Origin of the sequence: Actinoplanes missouriensis 431, assembly GCF_000284295.1 — a bacterium.
Classification (GTDB): Bacteria; Actinomycetota; Actinomycetes; order Mycobacteriales; family Micromonosporaceae; genus Actinoplanes; species Actinoplanes missouriensis.
On the sequence record NC_017093.1, the window covers coordinates 3,558,702 to 3,575,587 of the forward strand.

The window sequence follows — 16,886 nt, forward strand, 5'->3', positions numbered from 1 at the left end:
AGGGTAGTGCGGTGACCAATCAGCAGCCCAGCTGGCAACCCGGCTGGCAGCAGCCCGCCGCCCCCCAGCCGCCCGCGAAGAAGCGCTCCCCGTGGAAACTCATCGGCGGAATCACCGCGGGCGTCCTCGTCCTGTGCTGCGGCGGGTTCACCGCTCTCGGCGCTCTCGTCGACGGCCCGGAGCAGAAGAAGGCCGCCGGCGCGGTCGCCGGCACCCTCGAACCCGTGGCCGGGCCGGAGGCCAGTGACCCGGAGACCGAGCCGGTCGCCGCGGGCGCGTCATCGAGCGCCGGCCCGTCCCCGTCGGAGGCCGTCAGTTCCCCGCAGGCCGGTTCGACGACGAGGACCCCGGAGGCCCAGCCCACCGCGACGCGGGCGACGAAGGAGCCCACGACGAAGCCGGCGACGGGAAACCCGACGACGAAGCCGACCACGCGGAAACCGTCGACGAAGCCGACGACCCGGAAGCCCTCGACGAAGCCGGCGACCCCGAAGCCGACCACGAAGAAGCCGGACCCGGAGCCCGAGCCGACGTTCGAGGAACCCGAGCCCGAGCCGGAAACGGTCTACTACAAGAACTGCACGGCGGTCCGCAAGGCCGGCGCCGCGCCGATCCGCCGCGGCGACCCCGGATACGCCCGCCACCTCGACCGCGACGGGGACGGCGTCGGCTGCGAGTAGGTAGCCCTCCCGGCAGAGCCCGGCCGCGATGGCGGCCGGCTCACCGACGCGCGGCGATCACCACCCCACCAGTGAAAGCACAGCAAACGTACAGCTCAGAGCTCGACATCACCCCGTACCGTTGATGGTCCCCCCAGCGGAGCAAGGAGATGATCGCAGTGGGAATGATGAAGCGGTTCGTGCTCTCGATGGTGGCGTCCAGGCTGCACCGCGCGTCGCAGAAACGGCACAACCCGGCCGTCGACGGCCTGCTGCGCGAGGTGAACCACCGCATCGCGCGCAGTCAGGGCCATGGCTATCACCCGGGTTACGGTCACCCGGGTTACGGTCACCCCAGCTACGGGCAACCCGGCTACGGTCATCACGGCCACTACCGGCACCACGGGCATTACCGCCACCGCGGGCCGGGCCACCACGGTCATTACCGCCGCAGGTTCTGGTGACTCACGGTGACTGCGCGCGGTGCCGGGATCATCGCGGCGTAACCGGCGCCCGCGACCGGCGCTGAGGCCTCGTCCAGGCCGCAGGACGCGAGGGTGTGCTGGCGCAGCAGCATCGACGTCGGCACCGGGGCGATCTCGCGCCAGGCGAAACAGGACCGGATGATCGCGGCGTTGACGCCGCCGGTGAGCGTGCGGTCCGCGTCGAGCAGCGTCCGCAGCACGGTGTGGTAGGTGAGGAAGTCGGGGGAGAGGGTCGCCCAGGTGGTCGCGAGCAGCCGTCCGAGATAATCGCGGGCCAGCAGCAGAGACTCCTTGAAGGCGGCCTCGTTCCCGGCGTACGCGGTGGTGAAGTCGGTTTGGATCTGCTCGAGGTCGTGGACGGTGCCGGGCAGGTTCGTCGAGCGGTTCCGCAGGTCGTCGCTGATCAGCTTCTTGTCGACCAGGTCCTGCTGGAAGACCTCGACCATGGTGTCGAAGATGGCGCCGGTGAGCGGCAGCGACCGGTCGTGCGGCTCGTCGCCGACGTCGGACATGCGCATCGCGTTGAAGGCGATCCGGATCTGCCGGCTGTCGGAGAGCTCGCCGACCCGGTCCAGCCCGTTGATCGTGAGCAGGTTGCCCTTGGTGTTGTCGAGGAGCATGTCGACGACCGAGTGGAAGTGCAGCGACGCGACGATCGCGGCCAGGTCGCCGGAGGACTCGTGCAGGCCGCCGTAATCGATGCCCTCGTCGAGCGGGCTGGCCGGCACGCCGACCTCGGCGAAGATCACGCTGTGGCCGAACTCGTGGCAGAGCACGTCGAAGTTCTCGCAGAACGGCCGGCTGTGGTCGATCGTGCCGGTGGCCGACCGGCCGAAACCGAACTCCAGGAACCCGTACCCGGATTGGGCGTTGTTCCATTCGATCAGGGGGATCAGCTCGAGGCGGGCGAAGTCGGACTCGAAGTGCCACCGGATGGGCCGGCCGAAGTAGTCCTCCCAGATGTCGAGCACCCGGCGGACCGTGGCATACATGGTGGCCGCTGAGAACTCCCTGGTGTCCGGATCGAGGTGGTCGAAGTGGCCGTCCGGCCCGGGAAGGACGGGGTCACGGGCGGCGCCGGTCCAGGGTGGCCGGAAGAACTGGTTGTAGGGCAGCTTGCCGATCGCGTCGACGACGAACATCCGGTCGTCGGCGGGTCCTCTCTCGACGGCGCCGGGCGACGGGGCGACGACGATGGTCTCCGGCTCCGGGAAGAGCGGCGAGCCGTCGGCCTTGGTGAGGAATCGGGGCTGCGGGAAGATCCGGAACCGGGTGCCGGTCTCGGCGAGTCTGCGGTCGAGTTCGAGTGACATGGGAACCTCCCTGAGGCGTGTCTTTCAGCGGTAGACCTCCCCTGATCCGAAGTCAACGAAGCTGTCCATGAACCATCCCAAGGAGCCGCCTGGACAGCCGCTCCGATGAGGGAGGACGATGCGGGTATGGCCGGAACCGGCGCCCTGCTCCGCTTCAACCTGCGCCTGGAACGGCGCGGCCTGCCGTTCTGGGTGGCCGGCGCCGGCCTGCTCTTCCTGATCCAGTCGACACAGAGCCAGAGCCTCTACGGCACTCCGGAGAAGCTCGCGCAGCTGCGGGCCACGCTCGGCGGGAACACCGCGGTGGTTGCCATGAGCGGACCGGAGGAGCTGCTCGGCACGATCGGCAACGAGATCGTCTTCGAGATCTTCGCGTTCGTCGCGATCATCGTGGCGCTGATGAACATGTTCCTGGTCGGCCGGCGCACCCGTGGCGACGAGGAGACCGGCCGCGCCGAGCTGATCCGATCGACGACGACGAGCCGCCATGCACCGCTCCACGCGGCGCTGCTGCTCGCCCTTGCCGCCGACATGATCACCGGGGCGATCATCTTCGCGGCGCTGATCGGGACCGGTCTCCCCGCCCGGGGCTCCGCCCTCACCGCGGTCGCGATCGCCGGCGTCGGCCTGGTCTTCGCCGCGGTCACCGCCCTCGCCGCGCAGATCTTCGAGAACACCCGCGCCGTCTACGGGTTCACCGGCCTGATCCTCGGCGCGAGCTACGCGCTGCGGGCCGCCGGCGACGCCGGGAACCCGGCGCTCTCCTGGGCCTCGCCGATCGGCTGGGGACAGCGGACCCTGCCGTTCGGTCCGGGCCGCTGGTGGCCGCTCCTGCTCATGGTGGGTACGGCCACCGCGCTCGTCCTGCTCGCGACGACCGCCCTCGACCGCCGCGACGTCGGGGCCGGCCTGGTCCGCCCCCGTCTCGGCCGCCCGCGCGCGTCGCGGGCACTGCGCAGCCCGTCGGCCCTGGCCTGGCGGCTGCAGCGGGGCAGCGTGATCGGCTGGGTGGCCGGGGTGGGACTGCTCGGAATGGTGTACGGCTCGCTCGGCGACAGCATCGAGGAGTACATCCGCGACAACCCGGAGGTGGCTGCCTACCTGCCGGGCGGGGCGGCCGACGTGGTGGACGCGTACCTGGCGCTGACCGTGACGATGGGCGCCCTGCTCGCGGCGGCGTTCGGGGTGGCCGCGACGCTGCGGGCGCGCGCCGAGGAGACGTCCGGCCGGGCCGAGCTGGTGCTGGCCACCGCGACGAGCCGGCGACGGTGGCTGGCCGGGCAGTTCGGCGTGGCCCTGATCGGCAGCGCGCTGGTCCTGGCGGCGGCCGGGTTCGGCGAGGGACTGGCCTACGGGCTGACCGTCGGTGATCCCGGTCAGGCGGGGCGGATGACCGGCGCGGCACTGGTCTACCTGCCGGCGGTGTGGGCGGTCATCGCCGTACCCGTGCTGGGTGTGGGATGGTGGGCCCGGGCCGCCGCCGTCGCCGGATGGGCCGTGCTCGGCTATTGCGCGGTCGTCGAGTTGTTCGCCGACTCGTTCGAGCTGCCGGACTGGGCGCAGCAGGCGTCACCCTTCGCGCACCTGCCTGACGCGCCCCTCGAAGCGGTGACCGCCGGCCCGCTGATCGCGCTCACGGCGGTGGTGGGGGTCCTGGTCGCCGCCGGATTCGCCGGCTTTGCGCGGAGAGACGCGGGCTACTGAGAAAAGTGCCGATACTGAGCGGATGCAGGGGGCGGACCGGGAGGAGCTGGGCGCCGTGGTGCGGATCGCCGCGGCCGTCGCCGGCGTGCCCACCGCGGCCCTCAACCTGATCGACGAGGGTCGTCAGGTCCAGGTCGTCACCGCCGGTTTCCCGGGCCGCGACTGCGACCGGGCCGACGCGATGTGCGCGGTCCGGCTGGGCACCGGGCGCCCGGTGCACGTGCCGGACGCCCGCCTCGACCCGGACTACCGCGACAACCCGTGGGTGACCGGCGAGCTCGGGCTGGTCCGCTTCTACGCGAACGCGCCACTGATCACGCCGGACGGGTCGGTCCTCGGCACCCTCTGCGTCTTCGACACCGTGCCGCACGAGCTCACCGCCGAGCAGCTGGACCGGCTGCAGGACCTCGCCGGCGTCATCGTCGCGTTGGTCGAAGGACGCCGGCAGACCCGGACCGTCGCCGAGTTCGCGCAGGCCACCGAAGCCCGCAAGAAATGGGCGGAGGCGCTGCTCGACGGCATCAACGTGGCGGTGATCGCGGTGGACACCCAATACCGGCCGATCCTCTGCAACCAGGCGTTCCGGGACAGCCACGACCCGGGCATCGACCTGACCGCGGCGCCGGTCGGCATCGCCGAGCGTTTCCAGATCTACGAGCCGGACGGGCAGACGCCGATCACCGACGAGGGGACGCCGATGATCATGGCGATGAACGGCCTCGGCCCGGTCACCGGCCGGGAGTTGATGCTGCGCGGGACGCGGAACGGCGCCGCCATGGTCCGGGCGAACGCCCGGGCGCTGTACGGCGCCGACGGCGCGATCAGCGGCGCGGTGCTGGCGCTGCACGACATCACCGCCGAGGCGGCCCGCAAACGGCTGATCGAGGAAGCCCGGTCCCGGCTCGCCGCCGCCAACGCCGAGCTGCGCCGCTCGAACACCGATCTGACCAACTTCGCCGCCGGGGTCAGCCATGACCTGGTGGCCCCGCTCGCGGCGGTCGGCGGTTACCTGGAACTGCTCGCCGAGGAGGTCACCGAACCGGCGGCCGGTCACGTGGCGGCGGCCGGCCGGGCGGTCGAGGAGATGCGCGACGTGATCCGGTCCCTGCTCGGCGCGGCCCGGTCAGATACGGCGTAAACCTGCCGATAGTTCAGGGGTGGACGTCGAGCGCGAGCGGCGGCGGCTGGCCGCGTTGCACGAGTACCACCTGCTCGACGCGCCCGCCGACGACGAGCTGGAGGCGGTGGTCCGGGTCGCCGCCGCTGTCGCCGGGGTGCCGACCGCGACCCTGAACCTGATCGACGAGCACCGGCAGTGCCAGCTCACCACCGTCGGTTTCCCCGGCGCCGACTCGCCGCGCTCCGATTCGATGTGCGCGATCCGCTTCGAGGCGGGCGAATTCATGTACACCCCGGACGCCAGCCGGGACCCGACCTACCGGACCAATCCGTGGGTGACGGGTGATCGCGCCGGCGTCCGGCTCTACGGCTCGGCGCCGCTGATCACGCCGGACGGCTACGCGCTGGGCTCGCTCTGTGTCTTCCACGACGAGCCGGGCACGCTCGACGCCGTCCAGGTGGCCCGGCTGCGGGACCTGGCGAGCGTGATCCTCGCCCTCTTCGAACGCCGCCGCCAGGCCCGGATCAACCGCGAGCTGGCCGTGATCGCCGAGGCCCGGCAGCGATGGACCGACACGTTGCTGGAGACGATCGACGTGGCGGTGGTCGCCGCCGACCAGTCCGGCCGGCTCACCGTCTTCAACCGGGCCGCCCGCGAATGGCACGGCCTCGACGCCGACCCGACGCTCGATCCGCACGAGTTCGCCGACCGCTACCAGCTCTACACCACCGACGGCGTCACGCTGCTGCCGCCCGCTCAGCTCCCGCTGCTGCGGGCCCTGCGGGACGGCACCGTCGAGAACGCCGAACTGATCATCAAACGGTCCGGCGCCACCCCGATCCATGCCACGGTGAGTGGCCGCGCGCTGGTCGCCCCGGACGGCACCCCGATGGGCGCGGTCGTCGCGATGACCGACGTGACGAGCGACCGCGCCCAGCAGCGCGCGATCGAGGCGGCCCGGCGCGAGCTCGCCGCCGCCAACGCCGAGCTGCGTCGCTCCAACACCGAGCTGACCAACTTCGCCGGAGCGGTCAGTCACGATCTGGTGGCGCCGCTCTCCGCGGTCCGCGGTTACCTGGAACTCCTCGAAAATGAGGTGACCGGCGAACACCGTACCTGGGTGGACGCCTGCTGCCGGGCGGTGAACCGGATGCGCGACCTGATCGATTCGCTGCTGCAATACGCCCAGGCCGGCAGTGCCCCGATCCGACGCGTCCCCGCCGACCTGGGCCGGATCGCCGACGAGGTGCTGGCCGACCTCCAGCCGGCCGTCGACGAGGCATCGGCCGAGGTCACCGTCCCGGCCCCGCTGCCGGAGGTCTCCTGCGACCCGGTGCTGGCCCGCCAGCTCCTCCAGAACCTGATCGCCAACGCGATCAAATACCGCCATCCGTCCCGCCCCTGCCGGGTCACGGTGACCGCGGCCCGCGCCGACGCCGGCTGGTCGATAACGGTCGCCGACAACGGCATAGGCATCCCACCCGACAAGCGCCGCCGCGTCTTCGACATGTTCACCCGCCTCGACGACACCCCCGGCGGCGGCCACGGCATCGGCCTCTCCAGCTGCCTGCGCATCGTCGACCGCCACGGCGGCGCCATCCGCGTCGAGGAGAACCCCGGCGGAGGGACCTGCGTGATCTTCTCACTCCCCGATTGAGGGTACGGACGACGAAAGCTCTCCAGAGGCCGCGCGACCGTGCCGCCCACGCCAGGCCGTCAGGCGACATTTCGCTACGCTGCCCACTCGCTCTCCGGCGCCCCCACCCCTGACCCGTCCCCGCTCCCGGCCAGCGCTCCCGCCCTGCGCGCCCCGGCCCGTGGCCCCGCGCTCCCGAGCCGTAGCCCACGCAGGTTCCGGAGCCGTTTCACCCGTCTGGGCTACGGCTCGGCCAGCGAGCGGCGCCCGGCGAGCGGCGATCACCGGGCGGCGATCACCCGCGCCGGCGGCGTCAGCGGGACGGGCGCAGCAGCGGCGGGTGCAGCAGCGCCGCCGGCCCTCGCCGATACAACTGCGCCGGCCGCCCCCGATCCCGGATCGCGGTGTTCCCGGTCGGCTCCACGAAACCCTCCGCCGACGTCACCTTGCGATGGAAGTTGCGGGGGTCGAGGGTCGTCTGCCACACCGTCTCATACACCTCCCGCAACTGGGCCACCGTGAACTCCGGCGGGCAGAACGCGGTGGCCAGCGGTGTGTACTCCAGCTTCGCCCGTGCCCGTTCCAGCCCGTCGGCGAGGATCCGGTCGTGGTCGAAGGCCAGGTCGCGGACGTCGCACGGCCGCCACTCCGCCCCGGACGCGTCGCTGCCCGCGGTCGGCGCCGGCAGATCGGGCAGCAGGGCGAGATAGGCGACGGTCACGACCCGTCCCCGTGGATCCCGCCCCGGCGTCCCGTAGGTGGCGAGCTGCTCCAGGTGACCTGCCTGCGGGTCGAGCCCGGTCTCCTCCCGCAGCTCTCGGACGGCGGCCGCGTCCAGGTCCTCGCCGTCGAGCACGAACCCGCCGGGTAGCGCCCACCGGTCCTGGTACGGCGGTATGCCCCGGCGTATCAGCAGCACCTGTAACGCGCCCTGCCGGATGGTCAGCAGCACGAGATCAACTGTGACGGCCGCCATATTAAGCGTCATGTTGACGATAATACCGTGCATAGTTATCGTCAGAGTGACGAGAACGAGGAAAGGCACAAGACATGGCTGACGTGACACGCCGACTGCACCTGCGGCACCTCCGGGCGGCGCCGACCACCTGGGTCAGTCACACCGTCCGGGGCACCGCGAAACGGGCCGGCACCGGGCTGTCGTTCTGGTACCGGCCGCTGACCGCCGCGCTCTCCGAGGTTCCGGTGGACGACCGGGAGCTGCCGCTGCTGTTCCACGCGCGGACCGAGGACTTCGCCGACGTCACCGTCCAGGCGACCGTGACCTACCGGGTGAGCGACCCAGCGGCCGCCGCGGCACGACTGGACTTCTCGATCGACCCGTACAAGGGAATCTGGCGGGGTCAGCCCCTCGACCAGGTGGCCGGGCTGCTCGCCGAGCTGGCCCAGCAGCCGGCGCTGGACCTGCTGGCCCGGCTGCCGCTGGCCGAGGCCCTGACCACCGGCGTCGCCCGGATCCGGCAGTCGGTCGCGGACGCCCTCGCCGCCGACCCGCGGCTGACCGAGACCGGCGTGTCGGTGGTCAGCGCCCGGGTGGTGGCGATCCGCCCGGAGCCCGATCTGGAGCGGGCCCTGCAGACGCCAACCCGTGAGCAGGTGCAGCAGGACGCCGACCGGGCCACCTACGCGCGCCGGGCGCACGCCGTACAGCAGGAGCAGTCGATCGCCGAGAACGAGCTGCAGAGCAAGATCGAGCTGGCCCGGCGCGAGCAGGAGCTGGTCGAGCAGCACGGCGCGAACACCCGTCGCGAGGCCGAGCTGAGCGCCGAGACGAAGCTGGTCGCGGCCCGGTCCGCGGCGGCCCGGGAGGAGGTCGCGAGCATCGCGGCGGCCGAGCGGACGCGGCGCGAGGCGGCCTCCGAGGCCGAGGCGTCGAGGGTACGGGACGAGGCCCGCGCCGCCGGAGCCCGAGCCGTCGGCCTGGCCGAGGCGGAGGCCGAGACCGCGCGCCTGGCCGCGTACCGTGATCTGCCGCCGGCCGTCCTGCAGGCGCTCGCCCTCAAGGAGCTGGCCGCCCACGTGCCCGCGATCGGCGAGCTCACGGTCACCCCGGACCTGCTCAGCAAGCTGGTCGGACGACTCGGGTGAGCACCGCGAGGACAGGCAACGCGACGAGGAGCACCCTTCCCCCGCGCGTGGTGGTCGTGTCGCGGCGCAGCGAGCTCGACGAGCTGCTCGCCCGGCACGGCACCCGCGGCGCCGCGGCGTTCTTCCTGCGCCAGCGCGGCCGCGACCTGGACGAGGTGACGCAGCGGCACGAGGCGTTGCGGTCCGCGCTGACCGAGGTCGGCGCGGCCGTGCCCGCGGACTGGCGGCGCGGTCACGTGGAACGCGCCGACCTGCCGCGCTTCCTGTTCGCGCCGGAGGACGTGGTGATCGCGGTCGGCCCGGACGGCCTGGTCGCGAACGTGGCGAAGTACCTGGACGGCCAGCCGGTGATCGGCGTCGACCCGGAACCGGGCCGCAACGCGGGCGTGCTGGTGCGTCACCGGGCGTCGGCGGTGGCCGGGCTGCTGCGCGCCCGCCCGGCCGGGCAGGAACGGACCATGGTGGCGGCCCGGCTCGACGACGGCCAGGAGCTGTACGGCCTGAACGAGATCTATGTCGGACACTCCGGTCACCAGTCGGCGCGTTACGTGCTCGCCGACCCGTCCGGCGCCCGGGAGCGTCAGTCGTCGTCCGGCCTGATCGCCGGCACCGGCACCGGGGCGACCGGCTGGTGCGCGTCGATCGCGCGGGACCGTGCGGCCGCCCCGCCGGCGCCGGCCCCGGGCGAGGAGGCCCTGTGCTGGTTCGTCCGGGAGGCCTGGCCGTCACCGGCGACCGGCGTCTCGCTCGTCGCCGGCACCCTGACCGGCCGGGCCGAGCTGGAGCTGACTGCTGAGTCGGAACGCCTGGTCGCCTTCGCCGACGGCGTGGAGTCCGACGCCCTGGAGCTGTCCTGGGGCCAGCGGATCCGGATCAGCGTGGCCGGGCGCCGCCTGCATCTGGTCTGACGACGCTGCCTGCCGCGCGAGCGGGCAGGCGGTGCAGCGTGACGTCGGTGAGCTGCCCGTCCGCGGCGGTGGCGGTCAGGTAGGTGTGGAACGGCTGCCGCCGCCGGTCGGTCGGCGACCCCGGGTTGAGCAGCCGCAACCCGCCCGGAGCGACGCTGTCCCAGGGGATGTGCGAGTGCCCGAAGACGAGCAGGTCGGTGTCCGGGAAACGGTCCGCGCAGCGCCGCTCCCGCCCGGCCGCCGGACCCGTCTCGTGGACGACGGCCATCTGTACCCCGCCGATCTCGGCCCGCGCGATCTCCGGCAGCCGGGCCCGCAGCGCCGGTCCGTCGTTGTTGCCGTGACAGGCGACGAGCCGGGCCGACCGGGCTTCGAGCAGGTCGAGCAGCGCCACGTCCACCCAGTCCCCGGCGTGCACCACCACGTCGGCCTCGGCGACCGCGGCCCAGAGTTGCTCGGGCAGGTCCCGGGCCCGCTTCGGGAGGTGGGTGTCGGACATCAGCACGAGTCGCACCCGCCGAGCCTATGTCCTGAGCGGCGCGCCGGGCCCGGCGCGCCGCTCAGCGTTTCGCGCCGCCCTCGGCGCCGTCCCCTGAGCCGTCCCCGAGCTGCCGCTTGGCCCGCTCGGCGAGGCTCCCGCCGAGCCTGCCCATGGCCGAGAACGCCCGCCCGCCGGTCTCCTTGCCGATCTTCCAGGCGGCGTCGACGCCCTCCGCGCCGGTCTCCAGCGCGCGGTCCCGGGCCTGCGCGGCCGCGTCCGTCCAGGCCCGGGCCCGCACCGACCGCAGGAGGCGCTCGATGCCGAGACGTCCGTGGAAGTCGACGACGGCGTTCGTGACGTGGTTGCGCGAGTGCACCAGCGACCGGGACGAGGTGGGGTTGAGCAGCACCTTCGCGTTGGCCGCGGTGGCCGCCGCGTCGAGGCGGGCGAGCAGCTGCCCGGTGCTGCGCGCGATGAGCTCCAGGCGGTTCTGCCGGGCGGTCCGCAGCCCGACGCGGTGCCGGTTCAGCTCCTCCGGGGTGGTGTTCAGCACCCGGTCCAGGCCTCCTCGATCACCAGGTCCACGCCGATCATGTCCGCCAGCACCGCGTCCTTCTGGGCGCGCAGCACGTCGTCGACCTTCTGGGCGCGCAGCACGTCGTCGACCTTCTGGTCGATCACCTTGAGGTACTCGGTGATCTCCTCCATGGTCTGCTTCATCGCGAGCTGCGCCATGAGCCCCGCCGCGCCGGACAGCACCGCCGGGTTGGTCAGCATCGTGGTGGCGGGGTTGTTCACGATCTCCAGCAGGCCGGTGATCCTGCCGTGGTCGGTCAGCACGGCACGGCTGAGGCCGTCCTGCGAGCCGGTCATCAGCCCGTGCTTCTGGATCGCCTGGGCGGACTGCTCGCTGAGCTTCACCCAGCGGCCGGAGTGCTCGGCGATCTCAGAAGCCGCTTTCGCGGCCCGGGACCCGGTTCCCAGTACGGATCCGAGCCGCCTCAGTCCGAGATCCTGCGACACCGGCAGCCGCTCGGAGACCAGGAACCGCTCGACCATCGCGTGATCGCCGATGATCGCCAGGCCGTCGCCGTCACTGATCAGCTGAAGTTCATGACCCATCGTCGGCTCCTGCTCAGAAAAGGGGCGTGCGGTTCTGGTAGCCGGTGGCGAGGCGGACGCCGGCGCGCAGGTTCTTCCCGGTGCCGCGGAACAGCATCAGGTGGCCCGTCGAGGACTGCACCGCGATGACGTCGGTGAATCCGTCACGGTCGAAGTCGCCGGTGCCGGTGATGTCCCGGAAGCCCGTCAGCCGGCCGATGCCGACCCGCGTCTTGAAGCCGTTCCCCTTGCCGGGGTACAGGTGGAGCGCGCCGGTCTTGGTCACCCGGACCAGCAGATCGGCGTACCCGTCCCGGTTGTAGTCGCCGACGCCGGTGAACTCGCTGCGATCCGCCCAGTTGCCGTACGCGACGGCCTTGCGGGCGCCGAACTTCGCGCCCTTCTTGCCGGGGTAGAGATAGACGTCGCCGTTGCTCATCTGCGTCGCGAGCATGTCGGGATAACCGTCACGGTTGAAGTCGCCGATGGCCGTCAGTTCGCGCACGTGCGTGAACTTCTTGTAGAGCACCTTGCGCGTACCCAATCGGCCGTTGCTCGTGCCGGGGTAGAAGTAGAGGACTCCGGCCGTGCTGCGGGCGACGATGTCCTCGTAACCGTCGCGGTTGAGGTCCATCCGCAGAATGGCGTTCATCGCGGCGAAACCACCGGAGATCGTGGTGCGGTTCGCCTCGGAGACGTAGGAGCCGTTGCCGGGGTAGCTGATCAGGTTTCCGCTGGACCTGGTGCGGGCCAGCACGTCCGGCCAGCCGTTGCGGGTCCAGTCGCCGAACTTCGCGGACGGCAGCCGGGCGAAGTCCAGATAATCGTTGTCGATGTTGATGGTGACGCCGCCCCACGTCTCCTTGTGGTCACCGCGGTACTGCTTCATCCGGCGTCCCGGCGTCCAGTACGACGACGGGATCACCTTGTCGGCGGTGGTGACGACCTGATCCCAGCGGGCGAAGTCCATGTAGTCCGGGCGGACGTATCCGGCCTTGTTGTAGACGGCCACCTGATCGGCCACGCCGGAACTGACGCTGCTGTAGAAACCGGAGAAATAGCCGTGGTCGTGCAGCCGGGCGGTCCAGCCCTTCATGAAGGCGAGAACACCGTTACGGCAGGCGGCGTCGTTCGTGCGGTACGCCTCCATGTCGTAGATGAGCACGCTTTCCCGGGACAGCCCGATCGCCTTCGCCTGCGCCACCGCGTCATCGGCGATCGCACGGCCCTGAATCTCTGCGTTCGCGTTGTCGATGCGGTTCTTCTTCGTGGTCGTGGTGCAGGTGGCCTGCGGTCCCACGTACAGCGGGATGAGCCGCCATCCGCGACCGATCTGCTCGCGTACCCAGGAAGCGGTCAGATTGGGCTGCGCGCACCCCCGGTTGTTGCCGCCGAAATAGATGCCGACGGCCCGATAGGGAGAGGTCAGCCACGCTTTCATGGCGGCACTGGACGGCGCGGTGCAGGCGTCGAATCCGTAGCCCTTGAACGTGCCCGGTTGCGGCGGGAGGGTGGCGGCGGCCGCGGCGTTCCCGTTCACGAGAGCGAGCGGCGCGACACAGAGCGCGACGACCAGGGCGCCGAGGAGGCGCTTCCGGTACTTCAGGAGCATGGAGTGACCTCTTCGGGCAGTCGTGAGCCCACCGAGGCTGCCAGACGAGCGGACCACCCACCAGGCCCGTTCGGGTGACAGTCGATCACCGTAAAGGTTCTCCTGGATGTCCGGCGGCGCGCGCAGTATCCTCGTTGGCACCCGCCGTATTTGAGACCGCGGCGGGTGGAGACAGCACTTCCGGCGGCAACCGGGACTGTTCGTCTGCCGACGCCAGGAGCACCACAGCAACACCCCCGAGCAAGACCGGGACCTGCACCGTTCAGGAGCCGTCCCGATGTGAGGCCCCGACGCTTCGTCGGCAGCGCGGACTCAGCGAACGCCAGTCGAAACTTGGACTGGTCGAGCTGAGCCGTGCGCATGAGCGGATCTCTCTCGACCAGGTGGGCCGATAGGGAGAGGACACGTGGGGCTCGCCATTCTCGAACCGCTGCTGACCGGCGGACCATGGGCATTCGCGCTGGTGGTCTGCGCCCCGATGATCGCCATCGTGGTCATGTTCGTCTTCGCCATCCTCCGCGTCCCCCGGGACGAGAGCGTCGAGGCCATCAGAGCCATGGCCGACCTGATACGAGCCTTACGCCCCGGCAAACGCAACCGCCTCCCATGACGCCCGATTCGCGGTGCCGGCCGGGGGCCAAGTGGCGCGCCCGGCACAAAAGTGTCGTACGGATGTACGAGAATGTCGTGGGTTCACCCGAAGGAGGCGCATCCATGGATCCCACGGCGCTGTCGTCCGCGCACCTCACTTCTATGATCGGCGGCATGCTGGAAGACGACAGGTCGGAGGTGGCGGCACTCGTCGCGCTGCTTCAGCAGCCCGGCGCGCGATGGCCGGAGATAACGGCGGACGTCCTGGCGGCGGGCAGCGCCCTGCCCGTGCTGAGCCGGACCCTCGGCGGGACGGGGACCCTGTTTCCCGACCTTGCCGCTGTTGACGCGGCCTTGGAGGCGGCGGCGGCCGACCTGCGGTCCTGGCAAGCGGACGGCATCGGCGTTCACACGCTGTTCGACGATGCCTACCCGGCGCGACTGAGGGACATCTGGCAGATGCCCCCGATCGTCTTCACGAGGGGTTCGCTCGCGGAGGACCGCCGCGCGGTGGCAGTCGTCGGGACACGGCAGCCCACCGACCGAGGGCTCGCCACGGCGGAGTCCGTCGCGTCGGCGCTGGCGGATGCGGGCGTAACGGTCGTGTCAGGCCTCGCGATGGGGATCGACACCGCAGCGCACACGGCGGCGCTGCGCGCCGGCGGGCGGACGGTCGCCGTGATCGGCACCGGTGTCAACCGCTACTACCCGGCCCTCAACCGTGAGCTCCAGGATCGCATCGTCGATGAAGGGCTGGTCCTCAGCCAGTTCTGGCCGGATGCCGGACCCACGAAACACTCCTTCCCGATGCGGAATGCGGTCATGAGTGGCTACGCCGCTGCGACGGTCGTTGTCGAGGCGGCCCATCAGAGTGGAGCGCGCATCCAGGCGCGCCTCGCGCTGGAGCATGGCCGTCCCGTGGTTCTGACCGACTCGCTGCTGGTGCATGACTGGGCCCGCGACTACGCGAAGCGGCCGGGAGTCGTGGTCGTCAGCGGTGCCGCCGATCTCATCGCCGCCGTGGACGAGATAGTCCGGCAGATCCCTGATGCGAAAAGCGCGCTCGAAGGGCTGCCGCGCTTTGCCAACCTTTAGGGATTGGGCGGCCGCTCAGACCGAGGAGATCCAATCGGTCGAGCTGCAGCGGACCTATCTCCGCAATCCGCTGGCACCGGGCCCGGGAGTCTGTGCGGTGTGCCGGAGCACCGCCGGTGCGGGATACACCGTGTGCTTTCCGTGCGGTCAGCATCGTCAGGCCGCGCAGGGGTTACTCGCCGATGCCGTCGCACCCATCGCCTACGCGATCAAACGCACCCAGCACGCCCACAGTCTCGCCGTCTACAAGGCGACACCGCCGTCTGCTCAGGCGAAGCGCAGCCTCTCTTCCCTCGCGGTCATGTTCATCGCGTTCCACTGGGAGTGTTTGACAGGTGCTGCCGGTGGGCCGTTCACTCACCTCGTCACGGTGCCGTCGACCCGGTCCCGGCCGGGACCGCATCCGCTGGAGAGCATGGTCGCCGAGCGTGTCGGGCTGCCCGCGCTGCGGCCGATCGCGAATCCGGCTCATCCAGCCGAGGATCGCGGGTTCCGCACCGATCGTTTCTGTTGCCCCGCGCCGTTCCGGAGGGGAGCCGGATCCTGCTGATCGACGACACATGGACAACCGGTGGCCGTGCTCAGTCCTTGGCGTTCGCGCTCAAGTCCAGCGGCGCCGGTGGCGTTGCGGCGGTTGTTCTCGGCAGGCACGTCAATCCGGACTACGAGCCGGCCAAGCCACTGATCAACCGGCTGCGGAGCGCATCCAGCTTTGATCTTCACCGGTGTGCGCTCGAGGACGCCGCGGTGGGCTGGTGAGGTGGGCCACTCGGGTGGGAGGGCACGCGAACGCGGCCGCTAGCGTACGGCGAGTGGATCACCTGACTGGGCGTCAACGCTGGGCTGCACTGATCGCGCTCTCCCTGGGTGGCGTCGCGATCGGGCTGACCGAGTTCGTGGCGATGGGACTGCTGCCCGACATGGCCCGGGCGCTGCTGCCCGAGGCGTGGGCGCGGTCGAACGCGGACGCCGTCGCTCAGGCCGGGTGGGTGATCACGGCGTACGCGCTGGGGGTGGTCGTGGGCGCGCCCCTGATCGCCGCGCTCTCCGCCCGGATGCCGCGCAAGCGGCTGGTCCTGTCGCTGCTGGTGCTGTTCGCGGTGGGCACGTTCGCGTCGGCGGTGGCGCCGAACTTCGAGCTGGTGCTGGTGGCGCGGTTCGTCGCGGCGCTGCCGCACGGCGCGTACTTCGGCGCGGCCGGTCTGCTCGCGGCGAGCCTGATGGGGCCGGGCAACGAGGCGCGCGGCTATGCGATGGTGCTCGGCGGGCTCACCATCTCGAACGTGGTCGGGGTTCCGCTGATCACGCACCTCGGGCAGTCGGCGGGCTGGCGGATCGCCTATTCGGTGATCGCGGTGGTCTTCCTGCTCACCCTGCTCGCGGTCTCGCTGACGGTGCCGGACTCCCCGGCGAAGGAGGGCGGCTCACCCGCCGCCGAGCTGCGGTCGCTGAAGAAACCGCAGGTGTGGCTGGTGGCGGTGACCGCGGCGGTCGGGTTCGCCGGGTTCTTCGCGGTGAACACCTACATCGCTCCGGTGACGACCGAGGTGACCGGGCTGTCGGAGGGCGCGGTGCCGTGGGTGCTCGCCGTCTTCGGCCTCGGCATGACGGCCGGCAACTTCCTCGGCGGCGCGTTCGCCGACCGGAACCTGCGTCTCGCGACGACCGCCGGGTTCGCCGGGGTGATCGTGTCGACGGTGTTCTTCGCGGTGTTCGCGCCGACCACCGTAGGCCTCTTCGCCGGCGCGTTCCTGACCGGCGCGACGTGCATCTTCCTCGGCCCGGCGCTGCAGGCCCGGCTGATCACCGTCGCGCCCGAGGCCCAGCTGATGGGTGCCGCCGTCAACCAGAGCGCGATGAACCTGGCCAACAGCCTGGGTGCCGCGCTCGGCGGTCTGGTCATCGCCCGGGGGTACGGCTATCTCGCGCCCGCCTGGACCGGCGTCGCCCTGGCGGTGGCGGGCCTGGCCCTCGCCGGCACGAGTTTCGCCCTGGACCGCAGGTCGCAGCCGCGTGAGGTGCCCGCCGGAAATCGATGACAACCGGTGAAGGGCCCGGTCCCGTCTGAAGGGGTG

Annotated in this window: 18 protein-coding genes; 12 read left to right on the forward strand and 6 right to left on the reverse strand. The window is 71.3% G+C overall.

Features of this window, described 5'->3' with window-relative positions:
* Nucleotides 1–11: 11 nt before the first annotated feature.
* A complete protein-coding gene (locus AMIS_RS43680; RefSeq protein ID WP_014443498.1) occupies nt 12–680 on the forward strand; it encodes an excalibur calcium-binding domain-containing protein in 669 nt (222 codons plus the stop codon).
* Between the two features lie 149 nt (nt 681–829).
* Nucleotides 830–1,123 carry a hypothetical protein gene (locus AMIS_RS16640; RefSeq protein ID WP_014443499.1) on the forward strand — a complete coding sequence of 98 codons (294 nt, stop codon included), beginning with the start codon at nt 830–832 and terminating at the stop codon, nt 1,121–1,123.
* On the opposite strand, the gene AMIS_RS16645 is transcribed toward AMIS_RS16640, so the two are convergent.
* Nucleotides 1,102–2,457 (reverse strand): gluzincin family metallopeptidase, encoded by a 1,356-nt coding sequence (locus AMIS_RS16645; protein ID WP_014443500.1) that lies wholly within the window; start codon nt 2,455–2,457, stop codon nt 1,102–1,104. The two genes, AMIS_RS16640 and AMIS_RS16645, sit on opposite strands and share 22 nt — an antisense overlap.
* A 126-nt stretch (nt 2,458–2,583) precedes the next feature.
* Here AMIS_RS16645 and AMIS_RS16650 point away from each other — a divergent pair, with 126 nt between their 5' ends.
* From AMIS_RS16650 to AMIS_RS16660, 3 genes are read left to right on the forward strand one after another with little or no spacing between them, the layout of a single operon-like run.
* Complete coding sequence (locus tag AMIS_RS16650) at nt 2,584–4,161, forward strand: ABC transporter permease (RefSeq protein ID WP_014443501.1); 1,578 nt, start codon at nt 2,584–2,586, stop codon at nt 4,159–4,161.
* 22 nt (nt 4,162–4,183) lie between these two features.
* Nucleotides 4,184–5,299, forward strand: coding sequence for a GAF domain-containing protein (locus AMIS_RS40595; RefSeq protein WP_014443502.1), 1,116 nt, complete (start codon nt 4,184–4,186; stop codon nt 5,297–5,299).
* Nucleotides 5,300–5,318: 19 nt separating this feature from the next.
* The gene (locus tag AMIS_RS16660) at nt 5,319–6,938 is read left to right on the forward strand and encodes a sensor histidine kinase (RefSeq protein ID WP_014443503.1); all 1,620 of its coding nucleotides are present in this window, start codon (nt 5,319–5,321) and stop codon (nt 6,936–6,938) included.
* 292 nt (nt 6,939–7,230) lie between these two features.
* Here the strand turns inward: AMIS_RS16660 and AMIS_RS16665 are convergent, their stop codons facing one another.
* Nucleotides 7,231–7,905 (reverse strand): NUDIX hydrolase, encoded by a 675-nt coding sequence (locus tag AMIS_RS16665; RefSeq protein WP_041829840.1) that lies wholly within the window; start codon nt 7,903–7,905, stop codon nt 7,231–7,233.
* Nucleotides 7,906–7,967: 62 nt separating this feature from the next.
* Between AMIS_RS16665 and AMIS_RS16670 the strand changes: the two genes are divergently transcribed.
* Nucleotides 7,968–9,023, forward strand: coding sequence for an SPFH domain-containing protein (locus AMIS_RS16670; RefSeq protein ID WP_014443505.1), 1,056 nt, complete (start codon nt 7,968–7,970; stop codon nt 9,021–9,023).
* Nucleotides 9,020–9,931, forward strand: a complete 912-nt coding sequence (locus AMIS_RS16675) for an NAD(+)/NADH kinase (RefSeq protein ID WP_014443506.1) — start codon at nt 9,020–9,022, stop codon at nt 9,929–9,931. Before AMIS_RS16670 ends, AMIS_RS16675 begins: the two co-directional genes overlap by 4 nt.
* Here the strand turns inward: AMIS_RS16675 and AMIS_RS16680 are convergent.
* The 4 genes from AMIS_RS16680 to AMIS_RS16690 are packed head-to-tail and all read right to left on the reverse strand — an operon-like array spanning nt 9,897 to nt 13,125.
* Nucleotides 9,897–10,445 (reverse strand): metallophosphoesterase family protein, encoded by a 549-nt coding sequence (locus AMIS_RS16680; RefSeq protein WP_014443507.1) that lies wholly within the window; start codon nt 10,443–10,445, stop codon nt 9,897–9,899. The genes AMIS_RS16675 and AMIS_RS16680 overlap by 35 nt on opposite strands.
* Nucleotides 10,446–10,491: 46 nt before the next feature.
* On the reverse strand, nt 10,492–10,965 hold the full coding sequence (locus tag AMIS_RS44110) for a hypothetical protein (RefSeq protein ID WP_014443508.1): 474 nt from the start codon (nt 10,963–10,965) through the stop codon (nt 10,492–10,494).
* A complete protein-coding gene (locus tag AMIS_RS44115) occupies nt 10,959–11,534 on the reverse strand; it encodes a hypothetical protein (protein ID WP_014443509.1) in 576 nt (191 codons plus the stop codon). Before AMIS_RS44115 ends, AMIS_RS44110 begins: the two co-directional genes overlap by 7 nt.
* A gap of 13 nt (nt 11,535–11,547) precedes the next feature.
* On the reverse strand, nt 11,548–13,125 hold the full coding sequence (locus AMIS_RS16690) for a glycoside hydrolase domain-containing protein (RefSeq protein WP_157434897.1): 1,578 nt from the start codon (nt 13,123–13,125) through the stop codon (nt 11,548–11,550).
* Between the two features lie 406 nt (nt 13,126–13,531).
* On the opposite strand from AMIS_RS16690, the gene AMIS_RS16695 reads away from it, so the two are divergent.
* The 5 genes from AMIS_RS16695 (at nt 13,532) to AMIS_RS16710 (ending at nt 16,850) form a co-directional block, all read left to right on the forward strand.
* Complete coding sequence (locus tag AMIS_RS16695) at nt 13,532–13,735, forward strand: hypothetical protein (RefSeq protein WP_014443511.1); 204 nt, start codon at nt 13,532–13,534, stop codon at nt 13,733–13,735.
* Nucleotides 13,736–13,839: 104 nt separating this feature from the next.
* The gene (locus AMIS_RS16700) at nt 13,840–14,811 is read left to right on the forward strand and encodes a DNA-processing protein DprA (protein WP_231859322.1); all 972 of its coding nucleotides are present in this window, start codon (nt 13,840–13,842) and stop codon (nt 14,809–14,811) included.
* Complete coding sequence (locus AMIS_RS42715; protein ID WP_231859323.1) at nt 14,765–15,361, forward strand: hypothetical protein; 597 nt, start codon at nt 14,765–14,767, stop codon at nt 15,359–15,361. Before AMIS_RS16700 ends, AMIS_RS42715 begins: the two co-directional genes overlap by 47 nt.
* Nucleotides 15,362–15,399: 38 nt before the next feature.
* On the forward strand, nt 15,400–15,570 hold the full coding sequence (locus AMIS_RS44120; protein ID WP_231859324.1) for a hypothetical protein: 171 nt from the start codon (nt 15,400–15,402) through the stop codon (nt 15,568–15,570).
* A gap of 53 nt (nt 15,571–15,623) precedes the next feature.
* Nucleotides 15,624–16,850 (forward strand): MFS transporter, encoded by a 1,227-nt coding sequence (locus tag AMIS_RS16710; protein ID WP_014443515.1) that lies wholly within the window; start codon nt 15,624–15,626, stop codon nt 16,848–16,850.
* Nucleotides 16,851–16,886: the final 36 nt, after the last annotated feature.

Bases quoted from the DNA above. Each gene is read 5' to 3' on its own strand.
- AMIS_RS16690 (WP_157434897.1), bottom strand. From the start codon at position 13,125: ATGCTCCTGAAGTACCGGAAGCGCCTCCTCGGCGCCCTGGTCGTCGCG.
- AMIS_RS16670 (WP_014443505.1), top strand. From the start codon at position 7,968: ATGGCTGACGTGACACGCCGACTGCACCTGCGGCACCTCCGGGCGGCG.
- AMIS_RS42715 (WP_231859323.1), top strand. From the start codon at position 14,765: ATGCGAAAAGCGCGCTCGAAGGGCTGCCGCGCTTTGCCAACCTTTAGG.
- AMIS_RS16700 (WP_231859322.1), top strand. From the start codon at position 13,840: ATGGATCCCACGGCGCTGTCGTCCGCGCACCTCACTTCTATGATCGGC.
- AMIS_RS16665 (WP_041829840.1), bottom strand. From the start codon at position 7,905: ATGACGCTTAATATGGCGGCCGTCACAGTTGATCTCGTGCTGCTGACC.
- AMIS_RS40595 (WP_014443502.1), top strand. From the start codon at position 4,184: ATGCAGGGGGCGGACCGGGAGGAGCTGGGCGCCGTGGTGCGGATCGCC.
- AMIS_RS16645 (WP_014443500.1), bottom strand. From the start codon at position 2,457: ATGTCACTCGAACTCGACCGCAGACTCGCCGAGACCGGCACCCGGTTC.
- AMIS_RS44115 (WP_014443509.1), bottom strand. From the start codon at position 11,534: ATGGGTCATGAACTTCAGCTGATCAGTGACGGCGACGGCCTGGCGATC.
- AMIS_RS16650 (WP_014443501.1), top strand. From the start codon at position 2,584: ATGGCCGGAACCGGCGCCCTGCTCCGCTTCAACCTGCGCCTGGAACGG.
- AMIS_RS16640 (WP_014443499.1), top strand. From the start codon at position 830: ATGATCGCAGTGGGAATGATGAAGCGGTTCGTGCTCTCGATGGTGGCG.